Origin of the sequence: Adhaeribacter swui (assembly GCF_014217805.1) — a bacterium.
Taxonomy (GTDB): domain Bacteria; phylum Bacteroidota; class Bacteroidia; order Cytophagales; family Hymenobacteraceae; genus Adhaeribacter; species Adhaeribacter swui.
In genome coordinates, this window is the sequence record NZ_CP055156.1 from 3,597,775 (window position 1) to 3,618,940 (window position 21,166).

At 41.7% G+C, this 21,166-nt stretch carries 12 protein-coding genes; 6 read left to right on the forward strand and 6 right to left on the reverse strand.

The features are described from left to right. Window positions 1–341 precede the first annotated feature (341 nt). Complete coding sequence (locus HUW51_RS15185) at window positions 342–2,132, reverse strand: mechanosensitive ion channel family protein (protein ID WP_185270483.1); 1,791 nt, start codon at window positions 2,130–2,132, stop codon at window positions 342–344. Between the two features lie 744 nt (window positions 2,133–2,876). Here HUW51_RS15185 and HUW51_RS15190 point away from each other — a divergent pair. Then, window positions 2,877–4,685: a chloride channel protein gene (locus tag HUW51_RS15190; RefSeq protein WP_185270484.1), complete on the forward strand. Its 1,809-nt coding sequence runs from the start codon at window positions 2,877–2,879 to the stop codon at window positions 4,683–4,685. Window positions 4,686–4,956: 271 nt separating this feature from the next. Here HUW51_RS15190 and HUW51_RS15195 read toward each other — a convergent pair whose 3' ends face one another. Then, window positions 4,957–6,606 (reverse strand): DUF4980 domain-containing protein, encoded by a 1,650-nt coding sequence (locus HUW51_RS15195; RefSeq protein WP_185270485.1) that lies wholly within the window; start codon window positions 6,604–6,606, stop codon window positions 4,957–4,959. 384 nt (window positions 6,607–6,990) lie between these two features. Here HUW51_RS15195 and HUW51_RS15200 point away from each other — a divergent pair, with 384 nt between their 5' ends. Together HUW51_RS15200 and HUW51_RS15205 are read left to right on the forward strand one after the other, a co-directional pair. Next, window positions 6,991–8,124, forward strand: a complete 1,134-nt coding sequence (locus HUW51_RS15200; RefSeq protein WP_185270486.1) for a sensor histidine kinase — start codon at window positions 6,991–6,993, stop codon at window positions 8,122–8,124. A 174-nt stretch (window positions 8,125–8,298) separates the two neighbouring features. After that, complete coding sequence (locus HUW51_RS15205) at window positions 8,299–8,811, forward strand: cupin domain-containing protein (protein WP_317175605.1); 513 nt, start codon at window positions 8,299–8,301, stop codon at window positions 8,809–8,811. Window positions 8,812–9,517: 706 nt separating this feature from the next. On the opposite strand, the gene HUW51_RS15210 is transcribed toward HUW51_RS15205, so the two are convergent. Next, window positions 9,518–10,066, reverse strand: coding sequence for a VanZ family protein (locus HUW51_RS15210; protein WP_185270487.1), 549 nt, complete (start codon window positions 10,064–10,066; stop codon window positions 9,518–9,520). Between the two features lie 163 nt (window positions 10,067–10,229). Further along, on the reverse strand, window positions 10,230–10,625 hold the full coding sequence (locus HUW51_RS15215) for a Dabb family protein (protein WP_185270488.1): 396 nt from the start codon (window positions 10,623–10,625) through the stop codon (window positions 10,230–10,232). 498 nt (window positions 10,626–11,123) lie between these two features. On the opposite strand from HUW51_RS15215, the gene HUW51_RS15220 reads away from it, so the two are divergent. Further along, the gene (locus tag HUW51_RS15220; protein ID WP_185270489.1) at window positions 11,124–12,152 is read left to right on the forward strand and encodes an aldose epimerase family protein; all 1,029 of its coding nucleotides are present in this window, start codon (window positions 11,124–11,126) and stop codon (window positions 12,150–12,152) included. 370 nt (window positions 12,153–12,522) lie between these two features. Here the strand turns inward: HUW51_RS15220 and HUW51_RS15225 are convergent, their stop codons facing one another. Next, on the reverse strand, window positions 12,523–16,077 hold the full coding sequence (locus HUW51_RS15225; protein ID WP_185270490.1) for an SIR2 family protein: 3,555 nt from the start codon (window positions 16,075–16,077) through the stop codon (window positions 12,523–12,525). A 364-nt stretch (window positions 16,078–16,441) separates the two neighbouring features. Here HUW51_RS15225 and HUW51_RS15230 point away from each other — a divergent pair, with 364 nt between their 5' ends. After that, complete coding sequence (locus HUW51_RS15230) at window positions 16,442–16,786, forward strand: hypothetical protein (RefSeq protein WP_394353936.1); 345 nt, start codon at window positions 16,442–16,444, stop codon at window positions 16,784–16,786. A 198-nt stretch (window positions 16,787–16,984) separates the two neighbouring features. Next, entirely contained in the window at window positions 16,985–18,364 is a 1,380-nt protein-coding gene (locus HUW51_RS15235; protein WP_185270491.1) for a porin, read from the forward strand. Window positions 18,365–18,446: 82 nt separating this feature from the next. Here HUW51_RS15235 and HUW51_RS15240 read toward each other — a convergent pair whose 3' ends face one another. Next, window positions 18,447–21,065, reverse strand: a complete 2,619-nt coding sequence (locus tag HUW51_RS15240) for a PQQ-dependent sugar dehydrogenase (RefSeq protein WP_185270492.1) — start codon at window positions 21,063–21,065, stop codon at window positions 18,447–18,449. Window positions 21,066–21,166 lie beyond the last annotated feature (101 nt).

Here is a 21,166-nt window from a genome sequence, read left to right on the forward strand (position 1 = left end):
TTCTACCTTGATTACTTGGAGACTTTGCAAGTCTCCAGGCGTAGGTGCTATCTAGCTTGCTGGCTTCAAGTTTTGCCTCGTGGCCGGCGGGCCTCGTTTGGCTGTTGAGGGCCTTCTAAGCTTCCTTTCCTCACTCCGCTGCGGAATTTTGCTTCGCAAAACCGGAACCTTAGAAGGCCCTCAACAGCCAAACTGGGGTCTTTGCTTTTAGTAAAAGCTAATATGTTGGTATGGCTTTTTACTAAAAATTTTAAAAAATTAGATTTCTAAGAACGAAAAAGGTGCCGTTAAAACGGCACCTTTTTCGTTCTTAGGTTTTATAATCTATTTTCCATTCCTATTTAACTGTTGCCATTCTCGGTGGGGTAGGGGATTTTGTTGCGCAGGCTTTGGATGCGTTCCGGACTAAATTTGGGCAGGGGCAAATCGTTGGCGTTGCGCCATTCTTTTACTTTTTGCTCGGCGGCCTGGGCTTTTTCTTCGGATATGCCGGTGTCGCGGCCCAGGTAAACGGTTTGCGACGGGTAGGCAAAACCTGTGCCGCTGGCTTCCACTACTTCCATCATCCGGAGCAGCAAATCTTCCTGAATTTCTAAGAACTCGTTAAAATCGCTGGTGAGCACGTACGAGAAAACTTCCAAATTATACGAAAAATCGCCAATGCCCACAAACCGCACCCGCGCCGAGGCCGGATCTATTTTGGGATGCGAATACAAGATGGCCCGCAATTCTACCAGCAAGTACCGTAACTGTTCGGTGCTGGTATCGCAGCGAACCGTAAACGTAGGATGAAACCAAACCCGGTCGCGGTGAGCAAAATTTTCGATGCGCTGCGACGAAAAATCGCCGTTGGGGATGGTAACTACCGTGCGGTCGTTGGTGCGGATGCGGGTAGAGCGCATGCCAATGGTTTCGACGGTGCCCACGGTATCACCTACTTTACAAAAATCGCCTACCCGAATGGGCTGGTCGGCAATTAAGGTAACGCTTCCCACAAAGTTCTCAACGGTTTTCTGGGCACCCAAAGCCAGGGCCAAACCACCTACTCCCAGGGCCGCCAAACCCGTAGTTACATCAAAGCCCAAAGTACTTAATACGCCAATTACCCCAAAAACCATCACGGCCAGTTTGGCGCCGCGACGTAAAAACAACACTGCCGATAAACCCGCCTGGTGTTGGTACCTAATCATGCGACGTTCTAAAAACCGGCCGAGCACATCAATTAAGCGCCACAACAACAGCAAAAATACCAGCAAGCCCGCAATAACTGTAATAATGCTGAACTTCTGGCGCACGATAATGGAAATACCCGCCCGCTGGCTGAACTGGAAAAACAACCACAAGGCGGTATATAACTGGAGTGGTAAGGTAAAAGCCTGAATAATGCCTGCCACGGGTTCTTCTTTGGCCCGGCGCCAGGTAACGCGCAGCAATAGTTCCAAAGTCCGGACCAGGCCCCAGGAAATAGCGTAACTCAACAAAGCCATAAGCACCATGGCCAGCCAATGCCCAACAGGTACTCCGCCCCATTTATTTTTAACCACCATAGCGGGCATTACCTTATCCACGAAGGGCGGATCGGTTTGCTCAATTTCGGCAGGGAGGCGTTTTACGGTTTGCGACGAAAACAACCAAATCGGTCCGCCGGCTTTATCGGTGGTTTTCTCGAGAAACAAGTCAAAAGATTCGCCGTTGGCTGAAACCGAACCTACCCGTTCCAGGTCTGGTCCCAGGTTATCGTCGGTGTTGCCGTTGTATGAATCGCTGATTAAAGAATATGGCGAAATTTTACCGCCGTGGTCGAGGAGGCGTTGCAGGGTATGCGCCAGTTGCTCCCCTTTTTTGCGTTGTTTGCGGTCGAGGTTTAAATATAAAGCCGCTTTGGCGTAGTCTTCGTCGGCAATGGCTTCAATAAAACCTTGCACCGCGTAGCGGGGCGTGCGGCGGCCTAAAGTATCGACGGGCCAATCGGGTACGGCCACCGTGTCGGAACTAGCTTCGGATGTGGGTAAGGACAACTGCGCCAAAGCTGGCGTGGGCAACCAGCCGGATAACCCAAAATTTAGCACCACCAGTATTATTAAACCAGAAAAATATTTGCGTGGGCTGATTGATTTATAAGATTGCGGCATTCGAACTTAGGTAAATGGTAAAAATTTAAAAAATAACAATAGAAGCACTATTGGACGAAATAATGCATAGTGCCCGTACCATTTACGTAAGGAGGGGGAGCGGTGTTAAAAATTAGCTTTTGTCGGGGCAGTTGGTGTTTGGCAATAAGTTAAAATGCACTGGGTAACATTTGAAAAACAAAGGCATTCCTTCGTAACAAAAACCTGTTTTGCTGTCGTTTCTGCCAGAATTTTAAAAATTATCCTGGTTGTTGAGTAACGTAAATGGAGTTTTAAAATAAATAGCTGCTTAGCCTATATAAAACCAGAGGCAACCTTCGCCTTTGGGGGTGTCTCCACCGCCAAAACGGGATAGCACCACAAAATGCTGCTTGCTTCTGGTTAGTGCCTTTATTCGATTTTAGAATGCGAAACAGCTTCTAATTGAACTTGCGTTTGAGCTTAGAAAAGGATTATATTAAAAGAAAGGTATCTTGTTGTATTTTAGTCAGCCAATAGGAATCTGACCAGTAAGTGATGGATTAGATCCCTCCGGGATGACCATGCTAAAGAAGAATAGCTTATCTGGGAATATTTCCTATTTTTATCTTAAACTCACATTAATGAGGCAAAAACTGCTAGTTCTAGGACGGTTTAAAAGCTTGTTGCGCTAAATAAAATAGCCTCGCAAAAAACTGATTTTTAAAAATAATAGCGTCTGGATTTATTTTTGCGTAAAACTAGCCTTATACCGAAGGCACTTACATGGCAGAACACGCTTTACCCACTACCTGGCAGAAATTTAAAAATTACGGTACTACCTGGTTTTTGCGGGGCCAAACGCGCACCCGCCGACTGTATTTGTTTAGTATTTTGGTGGGGCTGACGGCGGGTATAGCGGCTGTAATTTTAAAAACTTTGGTGCATAGCATTCGTGGTTTGTTGGTAACCAATAATTATTCCATCCTGAAGCAATACCAGATTTACATTAACTTTCCCCTGATTGGTATTCTGTTAACGGCGCTGTTTATCCGGGTATTTTTTAAAGGCAAGTTTGAGCGCGGTGTGGCCAGCGTATTAAAAGCAATCTCGCAAAAAGCGGCGCGGCTGGAGCGGCATAAAATGTTTACGCACGTAATTACCAGCGCCATTACGGTAGGCTTTGGCGGTTCGGCTGGTCTGGAGTCACCGATTGTGGTAACGGGTTCGGCGATAGGTTCTAACTACGGGCAATTGCCTTATTTTAATTACAAAGAACGCCTGGTGCTGCTGGGCTGCGGAGCGGCGGCCGGTATTGCTGCCGTGTTTAACGCACCCATTGCGGGTTTGTTATTTGCCGTAGAAGTGTTGCTTACCGATATTACCATTTCGGCCTTTATTCCTTTGATTCTGGCTTCGGTAACGGGGGTGCTTTGTTCTAAAATTATTCTCAGCGAAGCGATTTTGTTTAGTTTTCGGCAACTTCAACCTTTTAACTACTATAATTTGCTGTTTTACCTGGGCTTAGGCGGCTTATCAGGTTTAATTAGTTTGTATTACGCCTTTGTTACTTTAAAAATCGAAAAACTTTTTCACCGGTTTGGCCCTTCGCGGCAGTTAGTTAAAATATTTACGGGTGGCTTAATTTTAGGTGCCCTCATTTTTATTTTCCCGCCTTTGTTCGGCGAAGGTTACGAGAGCATTAAAGATTTATCCAGCGGCAACATGGCGGCTTTGTTTCAGCATACCTTGTACGAACAATTGCAGGACCAGGAAGTTTTTATTCTGGTATTTATCGGGGCCATTGCCCTGGTAAAAGTAGTGGCTACCTCGGTAACTTTGGCCAGCGGCGGCAACGGGGGCAACTTTGCGCCATCCTTGTTTGTGGGGGCTTACGTGGGTTTTTTCTTTTCGCGCTTGATTAATTTAGTTTCGCCGTACCGGGTGCCCGAGGATAATTTTACGGTGGTGGGCATGGCGGGTATTTTGTCCGGGGTTATGTACGCGCCCTTAACGGCCGTGTTTTTAATTGCCGAAATTACCCAGGGCTACGATTTAATTATTCCGCTGATGGTGGTATCGGTTACGAGTTACGCTTTGGTGCGCCGGTTTGAGCAGTTCCCGATGGATACCCGGGAGCTGGCCCGCAAAGGCGAAATACCCACCCATAATCGCGACCAGAATATCTTGCAAACTTTGCAACTCCGCGAGCTGCTCGAAACCAATTATGAGGTTATTCCCCCGGAGGCTACGTTGCGCGACATTGTAACCACTATAGCCAGTAGCAATCGTAATCTATTTCCCGTAATAAATCCCGGCAATCAACAATTTATGGGCGTATTAATGGTAGATAAACTAAAAGATGTTTTGTTCCGGCCTGAATTATACGATAGTTTGCGGGCCAGCCAACTGGTGCAGCCGCCCCCGGCCATTATCCAGAGCAACGAAGAAATACCCCGGATTATGCACCACTTCGACCGCACCAAAACCTGGACTTTGCCGGTGGTAGAAAACGGGCGCTTTTTAGGCTTTATCTCTAAATCTAATATTTTTACCGCCTACCGCAGCTTCCTGATTATGCTCTCGGAAAAGTAGATTTTTAAAAAAACTACCTATCAATCCTTCTGTTAATCATATCGCGAGCGTCCACGCGCGTAAGGCTTATTGTCCGGGCTATGGCCGGCTGGAACTTGTTGCTGATTAACTTTTAAATTAAGGTTTATCGGCTTGCCCGGCCAGAGGCCTACCCGATGGTTAGACACGAGGCGGGAACCTCGCCCCAGCTTGCATTTAGCAAAAAAGTCCCCCTTGGGAGGCGGATTTTTACTTGCTCAATTTACAAAACTAGGGCGGCGTTAAATTAAGGCTATTTCCAGATGGATTCGGCGGAGTAAACTTCCAGGTTTTTAACTTCGATGTTGTTACCCTGGATAAGGAAACCTTCCTGATTCTTGGCGTCGGGATTACGGGCAAAGGAATAGGAGTAGGCGCCATTGTCGATGAATACTTCCACGGAGGTGCGATCGATGTATATATCAGCGGTAATTTCCATGCTGGTCATATCTTCGGGAGAGTAAAATACACCGTTAACGAGGTTCGAATTCATGTCATAATCTACCAGCTTTTGGCCGAACAAATTTAAGCCGGCGCTGGTGGCGTGGCTTAGTTTAAAAGTAGTTTTCAGGCGCAAACCATCGCGGTTATTAAATTCCTGCAATTTCTGGCTGGCTTCGGGGGCGCTTAGGTTTTGCCAAGATTGCATTTTTTTAAAAATTTGCCCGGTTTCTTTTACCGGTACGCTAAACAAACGCACGCCGTCTTTGGTGGTGCGCAAAGTTAATTCGGTGGGCAGCAGCATTTGGTTGTTAAAAGGCATGTTGGGCTGCGGAATGCGGCCCCAGCCCACCTGAATGCGCCGACCATCTGGTACCGGAATGTTGGCGTAAGTTTGAGCAGCGTAAATAGAACCAGTGCTAAAATAATGCTTGCCGCTTTCGGGCGTGAACGTTTTGCCATCAAAAGAACCCAGCATGTAGGTATTAGATGCACCCAGCATTACCCACTTGGTTTTGTTTTTGTCGCCGTCAACGGGCAGTTCAAATAAATCGGGGCATTCCCAGAAACCGGTGATGTGGCTTTGGTATTGCCAATCTTTTAAGTTGGGGCTGGTGTAAATCGAGTGACCGTCGCGCTCGTTCAGGGCCATTACCCAGTGCTTGCCGGGTTGGTACCAGAAAACGCGCGGGTCTCGGGTGTCTTTGCTGTTCCATTTAGCTTTAGTGTCAATTACCGGGTTTTTGGCGTATTTCATCCAGGTACGTCCTTTATCGAGGCTGTAGGCGACGCACTGCACTTCCTTGTCGGGGTTATCGGCGGTGTAGAGGGCTACCATGGCCGGGGTGTTGCCTTTATTAAAACCGGCGGTATTTTGGTAATCTATAATGGCGGAGCCCGAAAACATGGTGCCGAGCTGGTCGGGGTATAAGGCAATGGGCAGTTCTTGCCAGTGTACCAGATCTTTACTCACGGCGTGGCCCCAGTGCATGTTTTCCCATTCGCGTTCGTAGGGGTTGTGCTGGTAAAACAGATGGTATTCGCCTTCGTAAAAAACAAGGCCGTTGGGGTCATTAATCCAGCCCCGGCGGGAAGTAAAATGAAACTGCGGCCGGTTTTTCTCCCGGTACAACGAATCTTGACCGGTAATTTTATCGTCCTGGTAAATCTGGCGGAGCCCGGCGGCATCGCCACTGTACTGCAAGGTTATGGTTTTGCCTTTTAGGGCGCTTAAATCGCAGAATACCCAGTACTCGGGTTTATCGGTTGCCAGCCGTATTTTAAATGTGCGCTCGGTAGTTTTGTTTACGGTAAACTGCATGGTGCCCCGCTCAGCTTGCTGCGATACCGGCAGGTTTAAATACCGTTTGGTAACTTTTAAGGTAATTTCGGCGGCAAATAAACCAGCATGGCTAATAAAAAACAGCAGTGTGGTAAGTAAAACGTTAGGGTACATTTTCATGGGGCCACAATTAAAAGAGGTAAGGTTGCGTACAGTACCAGAATTCCGAAATTTAAAAATTTACCGTGTAGTATTGTTACCACCAAAGAAATTTAAAAAACGATCCGGGAATAAGATAGAATTACCTGCCGCAAATACACTGAGGAAAGAGGCACCTCCGAAAAATATTATTATTTTAAATAGCTCCGCCGGTATGAAGGTTGGGGGATTACTTATTAAGATGTAAGCTTTTAGCCAAAAGTAAGGCGGGTTGAGGTAGCTAAAACAAGAATATGAAAGACTTTTAAGATCAGGTAATTGAAAATTTTTAAAAATTTTATCGTATAGAAATAGCCGTAGTAATTGCTCCTGGAACTATAAAGTACAACAGAAAAAAACTGGTTTATGACGCTGCAATCGCAAGAAAGCCTAAATACTTTATTTATTAACCAAATTAAAAACTACGCCATATTTGCCACCGACCCGGATGGCATTGTTACCACCTGGAACAAAGGAGCCGAGCGGTTAAAAGGCTACACCGAAGCCGAAATAGTGGGGCAATTTTACGGTGTTCTGTCGCCGGATGAGTACCAGGAAGCGGGCTTACCGGAGCGGGAATTACGATTGGCTCTGGAAGGAGGGGTGTACGAAGCCGAAGACTGGCGCAAACGCAAAGATGGCTCATTTTTCTGGGCCACTATTATGCTTACCCCTATTTTTGATGAAGCCGGACAACACGTGGGCTTTACCAAAATAACTGGCGACATTACCAAACAAAAAGAGCTGCAAGACCAGTTAGCCGAGCGGCAACAATCTGCCCTGGATCACAAAACCACCGAACTGAAGAAAGTAAATTTTGACCTGGATAATTTTGTGTATACCGCTTCGCACGATTTACGCTCGCCTATTTCAAATATTGAAGGTTTAATGGTTTTGCTCCGCGACGTTTTAGAGGAAAATCATTGTTTAAATTCCCAAATCAACGAAATCGTAAACCGGGTAACAGCTTCGGTAGACCAGTTTAAGCACATTATCCTGAACCTTACCGAAATAACGCGCTTACAAAAAGATTTCAGCGAAAACCCACCCGAAGAAGTGCTGAATATCCAAGACGTGTACGACGAGATTATGGTGGACTTGGAAGATCCGGTGAAAAATAAAGTCTGTTTTATACAAACCGATTTTCAGGTGCATCAACTCAAGTTCTCGCGTAAAAATTTTAGAAGCATCTTTTATAACCTGCTGAGCAACGCCATTAAATTCCAGGCCGAGGAGCGGAGTTGCGTCATTAAAATTAGTACCCGCCTGGAGGAGCCGTATGTGGTACTCCATATCCAGGACAATGGGTTGGGCATTAGCCGGCACCACCAAGGCCAGTTGTATTCCATGTTTAAACGGTTTCACGGGCACGTAGAGGGTGCGGGAATCGGGCTGTACATGGTAAAACGGATTGTTGATAATGCCGGCGGTAAGATAGAAGTAGAATCGGAGGAAGGGGTGGGTACCGCATTTAACGTGTACTTTAAAGCCGGTTTGTAGCAGGCTTTTGTGTCTGTATTTAACAGCCGCTTATTTTAAATTGGCTATTCGTATTTATCCGCATACGGGTAAGCGGGTTATAATTTAAACTCTTCGTAAAACTTCAGGTGGTAAGTTCTGGCGCAGAAAAAATTTAAAAAACACTTTCTTTAGGAATAATTTAGCTCTTGTGCTATGCCTATGACTGCTCCCGACTACATTAAATATTTAAGCTTAGAACCACACCCCGAAGGCGGCTATTACAAAGAAACCTATCGCGCCGCCGAAAGCATCCCGAACCGGGGTTTGCCTGCGCGTTTTGCCGAAACCGGCGAACGCAGCCTGGCCACTACTATTTATTTCTTGCTGCCGGCCGGCGAGTTTTCGGCGTTTCACCGGATTAAAAGCGACGAAGGCTGGCACTTTTACGCTGGCGGGCCGCTCTACATTCACGTTATTCATCCGGACGGCCAGTATGTCTGTTTGCTCCTGGGCGCAGCTATAAGCCAGGGCGAAACGTTTCAGGCGGTAGTACCGGCGGGCGCCTGGTTTGCCTCCGAACCCGCTCCCGGAACCGAATTTGCCCTGGTGGGTTGCACCGTGGCGCCCGGCTTTGATTTCCGGGATTTTGAAATGGCCAGTGCCCCAACGCTATTACCGTTTTGCCCCGAGCAAAGCGAATTAATTACCCGCTTGTGCCGGCAATGATTTTAAATCACAAACCTGTCGCACAAATGAGTAGATATTTTAATGGTTAGGTGAAATTTACCATTAAGACATCTGCCTTCTGCTAAGTTATTGAGAAAATTTTTTGCAGTTATATCCTTGACTTTCAAATTGACCTTTTCTGTCTTTTGCTTCTTTTCGGGGCAGACAAAATCTGGAATGATTGCTGGCATCTTTTATACATTCGTAACAAAGTTCGTCTTTACAAGAACTAAGAAACAGCATGGTAAAAGATAAGCTAATAGAAATGAATTTCTTCATAAAATGCGGGATAAGTGGAACTGTTAGATTTTTTCATAGACGTAATTTGATCGGGTACGTCTGATTCTACCGTTAGTTCAGGTTAAACAAAAAGGGGAACTAGGTAATTAGAAAATTCCAATTTGGAGCATTAAAAAATTTCAATTTGCGGCTAGTTACAAAGTTTGAATAGGTACTGAAACAAGAGAAGAAACGAGAGTTAGTTTTTAAATATAACTTTTATAAACCGGTTCTCTGTAAGATTGTCGGTGTTTTAACCAGTTATACCGGAAAAGTATGCATGATCAGGGTGATGGAGTGAAGGTTTACCAATGGTAATAGGTTGACCCAAAAGGTAGTAATTTAATGAAATCAGCTTCGACTAAAAATTTATATTACCTCAGTTGCCAGGGCTACATTTACTGAGCAACCAACAACTAACCACGCGCTACCGGTACCGGATGGGGAGCATATCCAGCTTTAATAATATCAGTAATAAAATCATGAAGCCCGTACCAGTGGCGGCTATAAGGTTGATGTATTTTTGCGCCTTGGTGCGGCTTTTAAATACTTTTTCCATCGAACGAAACAATAACAAACCTAGCAGCCCGCCAAATGTATTCGTCATCATATCGGTGGTATCAAAAGCCCCGACGGCCATCACGAATTGAATCACTTCCACTGTTAAACTTATCCCGAAAAAGAAGAAAAGTTTTTTCCAAAATGACCAGGGGGCAAATAAAACGCCCGTGTAGATGCCCAATGGTACAAAAACCAGCACATTCAAAATAATTTCCCCGGAGTCCATCCGGCCATGGTAAAAGATCTGGTGCCCAAACGGAATAAAGTTTACCTCGCGGTTACCCATATACGAAAACCGCACGCCCAGCTTTAACACCAAAATCCAAAATAAAGCCACCAGGTAAATACCAAATAATACCCGGGTTAACTTGTTGGCCGCTTGATAACTGTTCGCTAAATCTTTTTGCAAATTCATGTTGTGGATAGATGATGGGATAACCGGCTGTCTGTTACTTTTTACCCGAGCGTACCCTAAAAACAAGATTAACCGCAATTTTAAAATTAGGGGCATTTACCTTAAAAAAGCCAGACTTGTTTTGCCACACCGCCAATAAATTATAACCCCGAAAGAAATAAACTTACTCAGCCCAATAATCCACTACCATTACCTCAGCCAGCAGCGGATCTACGGATTGGCTGAAAGCTTTATGCTTGGGGTGGGAGCCATAGGCATCTAAATCGGGCTGGTTTTTTACCGTTACCACAAAACAATGCGTGTACTTGCCTTGCTTCTGCGCCAGCGCCACATCCGGGCCTCCTTCTATTTCCAAAATCTGCGGCACCTGCGATTTAAGGTTCAGGAAATCCGAGGTAGCTTTTTGCATTTGCTCCGATGTAGTACCGGGTTTGAACTTGAAGGCTACTACGTGGCGGAGTTTTTTCTCTGGTGGAGTAGCTGTTTTTAGGTAGAAGCTGGACCCAATTATAAATAGTAATATACTTGTAATGATGATTTTTAAATTGGTCCTTATCATATAGAGATTTTAAAAATTAGTATTTAAGAGTAAACTTCGTCTGCATGTTTTCTATTTTACTTTTTCAATAGCGACTACTGAACTCTGTAAACCTAATAACGTTTTTTCATTAAGAATACAGTTTTTGTTAAATACTTTACCTAAGCTCTTGTAAAGGGAAGCATAGGAGTTAGTATCTTTTATTCTTAGTCGTTATTCATTGTATAATTGTTTTTTTTAAAATCTAAATTTTAAAAGTATAGCCGATAAAGTCCCCTTATGGAGAATGTGGGGGAGAATAGTATATAACCTGTTGCTGGACTGCCTTCTATTTAGTTTTTCAACTAATAAGGAGTTCCAACGAATTAGCCACTGGCAGGTACTAAAAGCAAAATTTTACTTCTAAAAGACGTAAAAATTTTACCCTATTTAAAAGCTGATAGAAGTAAATTCAGGAATAAGGTAAAATGCTGGTTTTCTTGCTTACATTTAAACTTAAATCAGACCACAACTACGGGCATGGGTAACATAACAGAAGAAGCTTTCGGACATATGCCGGACGGGCAGGAAGTTCGTTTATTTACCTTAACTAACCAGAATGGCTTGCAGGTAAAGATAACCCCTTACGGTGGCCGCATTACTTCTATCCTGGTGCCGGATAATAAAGGCCAACTCGTTGATGTGGTACTGGGTTACAGTGACCTGGCCGGCTACTTAGCCGATGAATCTAACTTTGGCGCTATTATAGGCCGGGTATCTAACCGCATTGCCAAAGGCCAATTTACCCTCGATGGGCAAACCTATAATCTGGCAATAAACAATGGCCCTAATCATTTACACGGCGGGCTAAAAGGTTTTGCTAAAGTAATCTGGCAGGCCAAGGTAACCAGCCAAAATACATTAGAGTTAACCTACCGGAGCCCGGATGGGGAAGAAGGTTATCCGGGTAACTTAACGGCCCGGGTTATTTACTCTATCTTGGATAACAATGAACTCCGAATTGAGATTAGTGCCGAAACCGATAAGCCCACGCCGGTGAACCTGACGAGCCACAGCTATTTTAATTTAACCGGCGGCACCAGTACCATCCTGAACCACCAATTATACCTGAATGCCGATGCCTACATTGCGGTTGACGAAACCGTAATACCCACCGGCGAAACGCCGACCGTGCATCATACGCCCATGGACTTTACCCAACCCCTAGTGTTGGGCAGTAGTATAGCGAAAACCAAAGGGTATGATAATACTTTTGTTTTGAATAAAACCGAAAACAACTTATCGCTGGCTGCCTGGGCGCTAGACCTCGCCAGTGGGCGGCAGGTGGAGGTGTATACTACCCAACCCGGTATTCATTTTTATACCGCCAACCACCTCGATGGCAGCTTTATGGGAAAACACGGCCAACCCTACCAACAGTATCAGGGCTTTACCCTGGAAACGAACCGTTTTCCCGACGCCCCAAACCAGCCAACTTTTCCTAACACTATTTTACGACCAGGAGAGACATTTCAGGAAGTCACCGTTTACAGATTTACTGTTCGGTAACATTTAAAAATGTAACGGGAAATGCTGTTGCCTCAACCCGTTCAAAAACGCAAAAGCCTCCAGGTTTAGCTGCAGCGTAAGAATAAAAAGCGGTTTCTGGACCACCTCTTCCTGTATGGACCTGGGTAGTTATAAGTAGCAATAAAAGGAAAGGATAAAATTTAAATGCTAATACAGGCCTTTACGGCCCTGGCAGGTGTTATCGCCTGCCAGACTACCGGGAAAATGTTGGAAATATTTTATAGAAGTTTAAATTTTATATTAGGTAAGAAGTAAAATATAAGTATTTAAAGTTGTAAAATCATAGAATTGTCAGGTGGTTACACCTAACACGGAAGAAGAATTTTTAAAATGATTTGAAACTTTCGTCTTAATTATTTTTAAATTCTACTTTTTTCTTAAATTCTGATTCCCATAATTTTTTATGATCATTAAAAAATTGTTCTAAACCTTCAATAGGATAATACTCAAAATTGCATATATAAGTAAACTTATCAGGATCAAGAATATTTTTAAATTTAAATTCTAAATGTTGATAATAATATTTTGCACTTAGCTCTAAACCAATTCTGTAGTGATACTCAAATAATGGGTCATTAATTTTTGTTAGGTATTCACAGAAAAAGTATAAAGCTTCTAAATAATAATATTTTATGTGATAAAGATTTTTTAGTGCTTTTTCAAAATGTTGAATCTTTATAATGTGATCTTCAGAAATAAAAGCATACATCAATTCTTTTAATCCTTTTGTATAAGGATTTGTTATAACAAGCTTTTTAATATCTTCCTTTTCAAGGAATTTTACTTTAGAAAGAATGTAAGTGCACTGCATTCTTTCTAGGTGTTGTTCAGGAAATAAAAGATTAATATAATTTTCTAATTCGCTCAAATTCAAGGTTTTTAAAATAAATTCAATTTCAAAATTATAAAAACCTTTTTTTGCCCTTATTGAAGGGGTAAAGACACCTAAATAATAAAAATGAGTATCTAATAAAAACTCTACTGCTCTATTAGTTACAAAGGACTGAATATAATTAATAGTATAACCTTCCATACTATGGATGTATGATATGATATTTCTATATTCTCTTTGGCAATGATCCTCATTTTCAAAAATTCGTTTTTCGATTTCCTCTGGAGGAAAAATATTCCTTAATTCTTCATATGAACTATTAAAATCTTTAAAATAATATGTGAACCAAGTGCTTATTACATTTAAATAAATATCCGCATTAGGTATATCAGTAAATAGATTCTTAATATCATTAAGCTTTCTCCGAAATGCATTAATCTGGCTTTCATTCACGATATAGCTCATTATACCATCAATAAAATTTAATAAATGAATTTTATTTGAAACTATTGACTTTTCAGAAATCTCAATGTGTGGTAGGTAGTCTAAAACAAGAAGTAAATTATTTTTAATAGAATCGTTTAAGAATAATGCAAATGATGTAGACTTTCGAAAGTCAACAAAATCGATGTATTCCAATTGGAAAGTGTTAAAATCATAAGCATCAATATAGTACTTTGCCTTGATATCCTTAGTCCTTTTTATAAAATGAAATTCTGCAAATCTTCTGATGATTGGTTGTAGTTGTAAAGTTCCATCATAATTCTCAACTAATGATTTGTCTTGTAGTTGCTTCAATTCTAAATCACTTATATTATTAGATGAAGACTTTTGTTTGTTAAACCATTTTTTAAAATTAGTTAAACTTATACCATCTGGAAATAGGTGGAGTAATTCAAAAGCTAATTTTTGTTTGGTAGTAAGTTTATGATAAGAATAATTGATTGATTGAAAGATGGAACGAGTTCTTTCTATATTTAAGTCAACATTCTTTTTAAATATAGACTCAAATTCTTCACTTGTAGCTTCAAAGAAATGTTCTTTTAATTGATCCCTTAATTCAGAAATGTTTTTGTGTTGGGAATTGGTCTTAGTAACTAATTTAATTGCCAATGGGTTATTATTAAGAAGATTTTCTAAAATATCACTTCTTAAAATCTTTTCTTCAGATTCTTTTACATTCCCTTGGTAATTATTTTTAAAAAGATTTAGGGCATCATCGGTAATTAACGTTCCTAAGGTAAAAATATCCTCAAAATCAACTAAAAGACTTTCTCTAGAAGTAATAACTATGTTTGCATAATCAGTTGCAAATTCCAATAAAGAAATTACTTTTCTATAATCTTCCTTATTACTCAGATTTGACACAGTTTCAAAATTGTCAAGAATTATTAAGAGGTTAATTTTTTTAGAGTTTTCAAATAAGTATTCTCTAAAATTTATAATATTTTTTAATTTGAAACCTTTAGTAAGTTCTTCTTCAAAATCGGCATAACTGTTAATGTTTTCACAAGAAATAAAACTAACTCCAAAGTCAAAATATCCCCTATTATATAATTCATAACCTATTTTTTTTATTAAAGTAGTTTTGCCTAAACCTCCAGAGCCTTTTATATTTAAAAGTTTATTTGATTCAATGATTTTTAAAATCCTATTTGCAATTATACTTTGCTCTTCAACTCTACCAATAATTGAAATAGATGCTTTTGGTAAAAATTCTAGGGGGCGTTTGATATCATACAAAGATAAAAATTTAGGTCTCCCTTTTTCAATTTTAAAAGGTAAGGAATCAATATTATAAATGTTAATTTCTTTTTCTTTAAAACATAAATCGTTATTTCTTAAAGCTTTAAATATTAGCTTATTAATATTTGAAGCTTTATATCCAAGTAAATGAATGATTGAAAAATCTTGATTAATGTTAATATCTTCATCAGTGACAATTACTCTAATTGTTTTTTCATTTGGAATATTTCTGTCTAACTCTTCAATAGTTATTAATTCACTTTTTAAATCTTCTCCTTCTATATATATTTTATTTTTATAGGAACTTGTTATAATAAAAACCAATTCAAAGTCATCTAGTAATTGTAGACTTTTTAGATTTAAATAACCTTTATAAATTTCAACTTCTAAATTATCAAAATAAGTAGCTGACTTTGAAAAATTTTGGTTTAATGGAAGATCAACTGGTTCAGGATATAAGAAGGCAATTTTTGGGGTTCTATTTACTGGATACTTAGTCGTTAAGCCTTCAAGTTGATGGATGTTTTTAAACCTTTCATTTTTTATTACCAACATCTTTTCTATAAAGGAATTTATTTCTTTATAATCAGAAATATGGATGGGTTTAATATAGGGAAGAGAATCGAAATTTTTAGGAGTTGTTGTGAGAAGATAATGTTTATTATAACCTTCAAAAATTTTATTTAGATTATTAAAAACTAAATTTACATAAGGGTCATTAAATCCAAATCCAATAAATAAAATTGTGTTATTTATAAATAAATCTTTTAATTTTAAAATAGCAGCATTTTCACTAGAATAAAGATTCAAATAATCAGAATGAAATAATATACATTTTGATGCATCAGATTTGGCACATCCATGAAGTTTAAAAATGAATTTTTTTTCATTTTTAATTTCATTTATATTAAATGGTGAATTGTATAAAACAGTTGAAATTGTATTATCTGTTTTCTCAAAAGCATTATCATAATTTGTAGTTATTATCTTACTTGTCAGAGCCAATATCTTTTTGTGCAATGAAAAATCGTTTTCGGATTTTAAAACAAAATTCTCTTTTAAGTATTTGTGTATAATATCTTTTTCATTTTTTAATTTTTCAAGTACCTCAATTGGGTCTAATAATTTTTGTTCAAGAATGGGAATAAAAAGCTTTAACTTTTCATCATTTATTTCTTTTATAACATCAATAACTAAGTTATTCCAGTCAGGTAAATTAAATATTTTTGATAATCCAGACCCTACAAAAATTATTAATTTATCATTTTTTATTGCACTTGTAATATTAGCTTCAATGGTTATATTTTTAGGTTCTTGTATTTCCATTTTGAATTAAAAGAAGTAAATAGTGAGTTTAATTAGTAATTTAAATTTTGGCTGTGGTTTAAAATGTATGATGGTGCTAAAACATTGATTTATAAAAAGTTTTGATCAACATTCTATTTAAAAGATTTTCATAATCACAATAATTTAAGACACTTTAATGCTCATTTAAGCATACTTTATTAGAAAGCAGTCCTGCAAGAATTTAATGCTGCTTTTAAAGTATTTATCCATCATACATTTTAAACCACAACCTAAATTTAATTACCTATTATTATGTATATTGATCCTTTAGTATATTTCTAAGTTATAATTTAAATTTATTTACCGAACTTTCAAAATAACATTTCAAAGTTTAAATATTTATTTGTACTCTTTCAATCCCTTCACCATAGACTTACCCGTTCGCGAAATAATCCCGGACTTACAAACCCAACTCGCTGCCCAGAACACACTAATCGTACAAGCCCCACCGGGCGCCGGTAAAAGTACCTTGTTGCCTCTGGCTTTGTTAGACGAGCCTTGGCTAGCCAATCAGAAAATAATTATGCTGGAGCCCCGGCGCTTAGCCGCCCGCACCATTGCCGAACGCTTGGCTTTTTTGCTGGGCGAAGAAGTGGGGCAATTTGTTGTCTATTACCCATGCTTCGAAAATGGCACTCTCGATAAACCCAGCCTGAGAATAACAACTACCGGTATTTTGCTGCAGTAATCTGGTTGAGGAGCTTCTAGGATCAATAAGAAATCGCTTCGTAGTTTAATAACAAAAATTTAACAATTTCTTAACAGGCCGGGAGGTTCTGTAATTCCGGTAAACTGATGGGGATTCTCTACTTTTGTGAAATTTTAAAGTTTTAGCGTTCTCTCCAACCTCCACCCGCGCAAACTTTAAAACTAAAGAGACTAAAATATGAGACTAAATTTTTGCCGACCCCTACGCCATAGGGGCCAGTGGGGCTATGTATTTACTTTTTTATTGGCAAACGCCTTTGGCTTTCAGGCCCTGGCCCAGCAAAGTACCCCCGATTCTACTATTTCGCGCGGCGAAGGAATCTATTCTGTACTTAAAAAATTCGAAAATTTAAAATTTAGCGGCTACATACAACCCCAGTTTCAACTGGCGCAAAGTGCGGGTGCCCCTAATTTTGCCGGAGGTAACTTCGCCGAAAATTCAAATAACCGGTTTATGTTGCGGCGGGGCCGGATTTTATTGGGCTATACCCGCTATTTTAAAGACGAACTGCCTTCGGTATCTTTTGTTTTTCAGTTTGATGTAACCGAACGCGGCGTGCAAATCCGCGACTTCTTCGGCAAAATCTACGAAAACAAGTTTAGCAAATTTCATTTAACCACCGGTATGTATCCCCGGCCTTTTGGTTTTGAAGTAAACTACCCCTCGGCCATCCGGGAAGCGCCGGAACGGGGCCGCATGTCGCAAATTTTGTTTCGCACCGAACGGGATTTGGGGGTGATGCTCAGTTTTGAACCCCAGCGTAAAGAGGATGCTTTAAAAAATTTGAAAATTGAGGCCGGGTTGTTTAATGGTACCGGGGTAGCCGCTCCAACCGACTACGACAGCCATAAAGATTTTATCGGCCGCGTATCCCTTAAACCCACCAGTATAGCCAAAAAGTTAACTTTATCCGGCAGTGTTTCGCACTACAACGGCGGCATGCGCCAGTTCGGGAAACAAATTTACCGCTTAACCCAAACTTCCGGGGGGCCTGCTTTTCAGGTAGATTCTTCGGAAAGTAACATTGGTAAAATAGCTACCCGCCGGTACTACGGGGCCGATGCGCAATTAAAGATTTTAAATAAATGGGGTACCACCGAGTTGCGCGGCGAATTTATTACGGGCCGGCAGCCCGGCCTGGCCACTACCTCCGAAGTGCCGCTCACCGAGCCTACCACCGACCAGGTGATGCTGGTAAATAATTTGCCCTTTTCGCGTAAAGTGGCTTTGCCGGTTTACCATCGTAAATTTAATGGCGCTTACTTTTATCTGGTTCAGGATATTAAAACCAACCGCGACCAAATTGTAGTAAAGTATGATTGGTACGACCCCAACCAGGAAGTAAAAAACCATGAAATTGGCCGCCCGGGTTCCAACACCACCGAAGCTGATATTAAATTCAGCACTTTGGGTGGGGGGTACATTCATAATTTTACCAACAACGTGCGCTTTACGGTGTGGTACGATTGGGTTAAAAACCGTTCCACGCAACTCCCCAAATATGCCAGCGATTACAAAGACAATATCTTAACCATCCGGGTAATGTATAGGTTTTAAGCAGGTATCAGGTATCAGGTATCAGGTATCAGGATTCTTTATTCTTGCTACCTGATACTTACTACCTGATACTTGCTACTGATTACTCCAAGATTATGCGCTCCGAAATTTCTTGTTTTCCTTGCTGCATTTTTAAAATATATAGCCCTTTCGGAAAGTTTGCTACCGGAATTCGGAAAGATTGATTCTTTGGATTTTGGTTATCACGGGTAGTAGAAAACACCGGTGTCCCTTGATTATTGTATAGGGTCAGGGTACAATTCGCGCTCGGGGTAGCTGGCAGCTCCACCTGTAAATAAGATTTGGCCGGGTTAGGGTATATCCGTAAGTCCACTACAGAAACATTGCTGCTCGGGGTAACTTCCAGGTAATCCAGGTCGGGGCCCATAGTGCCGGTAGAGGTTAGCCGCACTTTGTTAATTCCAGCTTTTAAATCTATGCTTACACTTTTACTCGCCCAGTTGGTCCATTGTCCGGTGGCGGTAAACGGAAAAGCGGAAGAAATTAGCGTTCCGTTGGCTGCTAAACGTAAGGTTCGGGTACCGCTAAGCAAGGCGTACCGGAAACTTAAATTATAAATTCCGGCTGTTGGAGCCTGAATGGTCCATTCGATGTATTCGCCCGATAGTTTATTGTAATCGGCATAGCCTGTGCCACTGTATCCACCATGACCTGTCGCGACTATTACTCCTTGTAAATAGGCATTTTCGGCCTCTAAACGCATAGTAGTAGTGTTCGATTCGCGGTAAACGGCGGTATAGGTAGTGTTTTCCTTGGGAGTAGAAATGGTCTGGGTTGCGGTGCCCCCGTGCAGCCATTTTTCAAACACGTAGGTTTTCCCGTTTAGCGTTTGGTTAGCCACCGGGCCAATACTTCTTTCCAGGCCTACTACGCTGTTTACCGAAAAAGGCGCGTTTATTGGTTGGCCATCCAGGGTAACTTTAAGGCCAGCGGGTTGAGTAACCAACGAAATAGTAGCTAAGTACGGGTAAATATCGCGGTAAGTAGTATGGGTTAATCCTTTAGAATCTTTCACGGTTAACAATAGCCGGTACCAAACGTTAGGAGATACTTCGCCGCTGGTAGGAATGGTAAAAGAACCACTTTTTACCCCGGCAGCTACGGGCGGACCATCGTGGTGGTGGGTGTCGTGGTGAAAATCCACGGACCAGGAAAAAGCGCTCGCGGGCAAAGTACCATCTTCAACGTCCGTACCTTCCCCCGAAAAAGAAATAGCATCGCCGGCCCGGTAAAAAGATTTTTCGGCTGGCGTAATAATTTGGGCTACCGGTGGATTGTTAAAACCGGTAACTATTAAGGCCACGCTGTTGCTGGTAGCGCTACCCGCTGAATTTTTTACCACCACCCGGTAATTGCCGGCATCGGCGGCTTTGGTGCTGGCAATGGTGTAAGTGGCTTGGGTAGCGCCGCTAATGTTTGCGTTATTTTTTTGCCATTGGTAGGTAAATGGGGTTTTACCCGAAACGGCCACGCTAAAAGTAGCGGATTGCCCCGCGGTAACAGTAAGCGAAACGGGTTGCTGCACAATTTTGGGAGCCGAGTTGGTGGTATAAATAATTTTAAAAATGGCGTTGGCGCTGCGTTCCAGGTAATACAAATTACCATCTGTACCTACTGTTAAACCCAAGGCGTAATAGCCCAGGTTAGTGGCAAAAGATTCCCGCTTGGGGGTAGCGCCGCTTAGGTCTAACACGTTAATCCATTTGCTGCATAAATCCTGGTAAAAATAGCGGCCCTGGTAGGCAGCCGGGTAGTTGGTGGTAGTGGGGTTAAAAAATACGCCGCCGGTTATGGCGCAGCCCGTACCATCTACGGTGCCGTAGGCGTGTTTGTACGTGTAAAACGGGTTATCGTACTGCGGATCGGTACTAACTCCTTCGGCGGCCGGCCAGCCAAAGTTTTTACCCCCAGTGGTAGCATCGTTAATTTCTTCCCAGGCATACTGGCCCACATCGTTCACGAATATGCGGCCGGTGCCGGGCTGTACCGCAAAAGTGTAAGGGTTGCGCAACCCGGAAGCCCAGATTCGTTTGCGCTGCTCCGAGCCGGTTGTATACGGATTGCCCGCCGGTACCGAACCATTCGGGTTAATGCGCAATAGTTTACCGTGGTAGGTATTTAAATCCTGCGATTGGGCCGGGTTCGCATTTTCGCCAATGGCTACGTATAATTTCCCGTCTTTCCCAAAATGCATGGCGCCGCCGTTGTGGTTGCTCGCCGAACTAAGCGGGTCTAAATCCAAAACAACCACCTCACTGCCAGCTACTACTACATCGCCGTTGGCGGTAAACCGGCTAATGCGGTTGCGGGTAGAATTGGCTAAGGTATAGTAAACGTACAGGTATTTATTGCTGGCGAAATTCGGGTCGAAAACTAAACCGATTAAACCTCTTTCCCCGTTCGAATCTACTTTTAATTTTAGGAACGGAGTGGTTAGCAGCTTGTTATTTTTAATAACGCGTAAAGTGCCATCCTGCTGGGCAACAAACAAGCGGCCATCCGGGGCAAAAGCCAAAGCCGTGGGTTTAGCAATGCCGCTGGCCACTTGCACCCGGCTAAAGCCGGCCGGTAAAGTTTGCGCCTGGCTGCTGAAGCAGGAAAGTAATAGGTAAAATAATAATCCTGAAAAGAATCCACGTTTTTTGCCATAAACCAAGGCTTGGAGTAAAGTAATTACCATAAACAGCTTAAGCGATTAGTAAGAAATACATTTAACATCCGGTGGTATGTACCGGATAAGTCATCAGCAATGAGCCCTACTATAAAAATTTAAAATTAGGG

Bases quoted from the DNA above. Each gene is read 5' to 3' on its own strand.
- HUW51_RS15185 (WP_185270483.1), bottom strand. From the start codon at position 2,132: ATGCCGCAATCTTATAAATCAATCAGCCCACGCAAATATTTTTCTGGT.
- HUW51_RS15215 (WP_185270488.1), bottom strand. From the start codon at position 10,625: ATGATAAGGACCAATTTAAAAATCATCATTACAAGTATATTACTATTT.
- HUW51_RS15200 (WP_185270486.1), top strand. From the start codon at position 6,991: ATGACGCTGCAATCGCAAGAAAGCCTAAATACTTTATTTATTAACCAA.
- HUW51_RS15225 (WP_185270490.1), bottom strand. From the start codon at position 16,077: ATGGAAATACAAGAACCTAAAAATATAACCATTGAAGCTAATATTACA.
- HUW51_RS15220 (WP_185270489.1), top strand. From the start codon at position 11,124: ATGGGTAACATAACAGAAGAAGCTTTCGGACATATGCCGGACGGGCAG.
- HUW51_RS15190 (WP_185270484.1), top strand. From the start codon at position 2,877: ATGGCAGAACACGCTTTACCCACTACCTGGCAGAAATTTAAAAATTAC.
- HUW51_RS15210 (WP_185270487.1), bottom strand. From the start codon at position 10,066: ATGAATTTGCAAAAAGATTTAGCGAACAGTTATCAAGCGGCCAACAAG.
- HUW51_RS15235 (WP_185270491.1), top strand. From the start codon at position 16,985: ATGAGACTAAATTTTTGCCGACCCCTACGCCATAGGGGCCAGTGGGGC.
- HUW51_RS15240 (WP_185270492.1), bottom strand. From the start codon at position 21,065: ATGGTAATTACTTTACTCCAAGCCTTGGTTTATGGCAAAAAACGTGGA.
- HUW51_RS15205 (WP_317175605.1), top strand. From the start codon at position 8,299: ATGCCTATGACTGCTCCCGACTACATTAAATATTTAAGCTTAGAACCA.
- HUW51_RS15195 (WP_185270485.1), bottom strand. From the start codon at position 6,606: ATGAAAATGTACCCTAACGTTTTACTTACCACACTGCTGTTTTTTATT.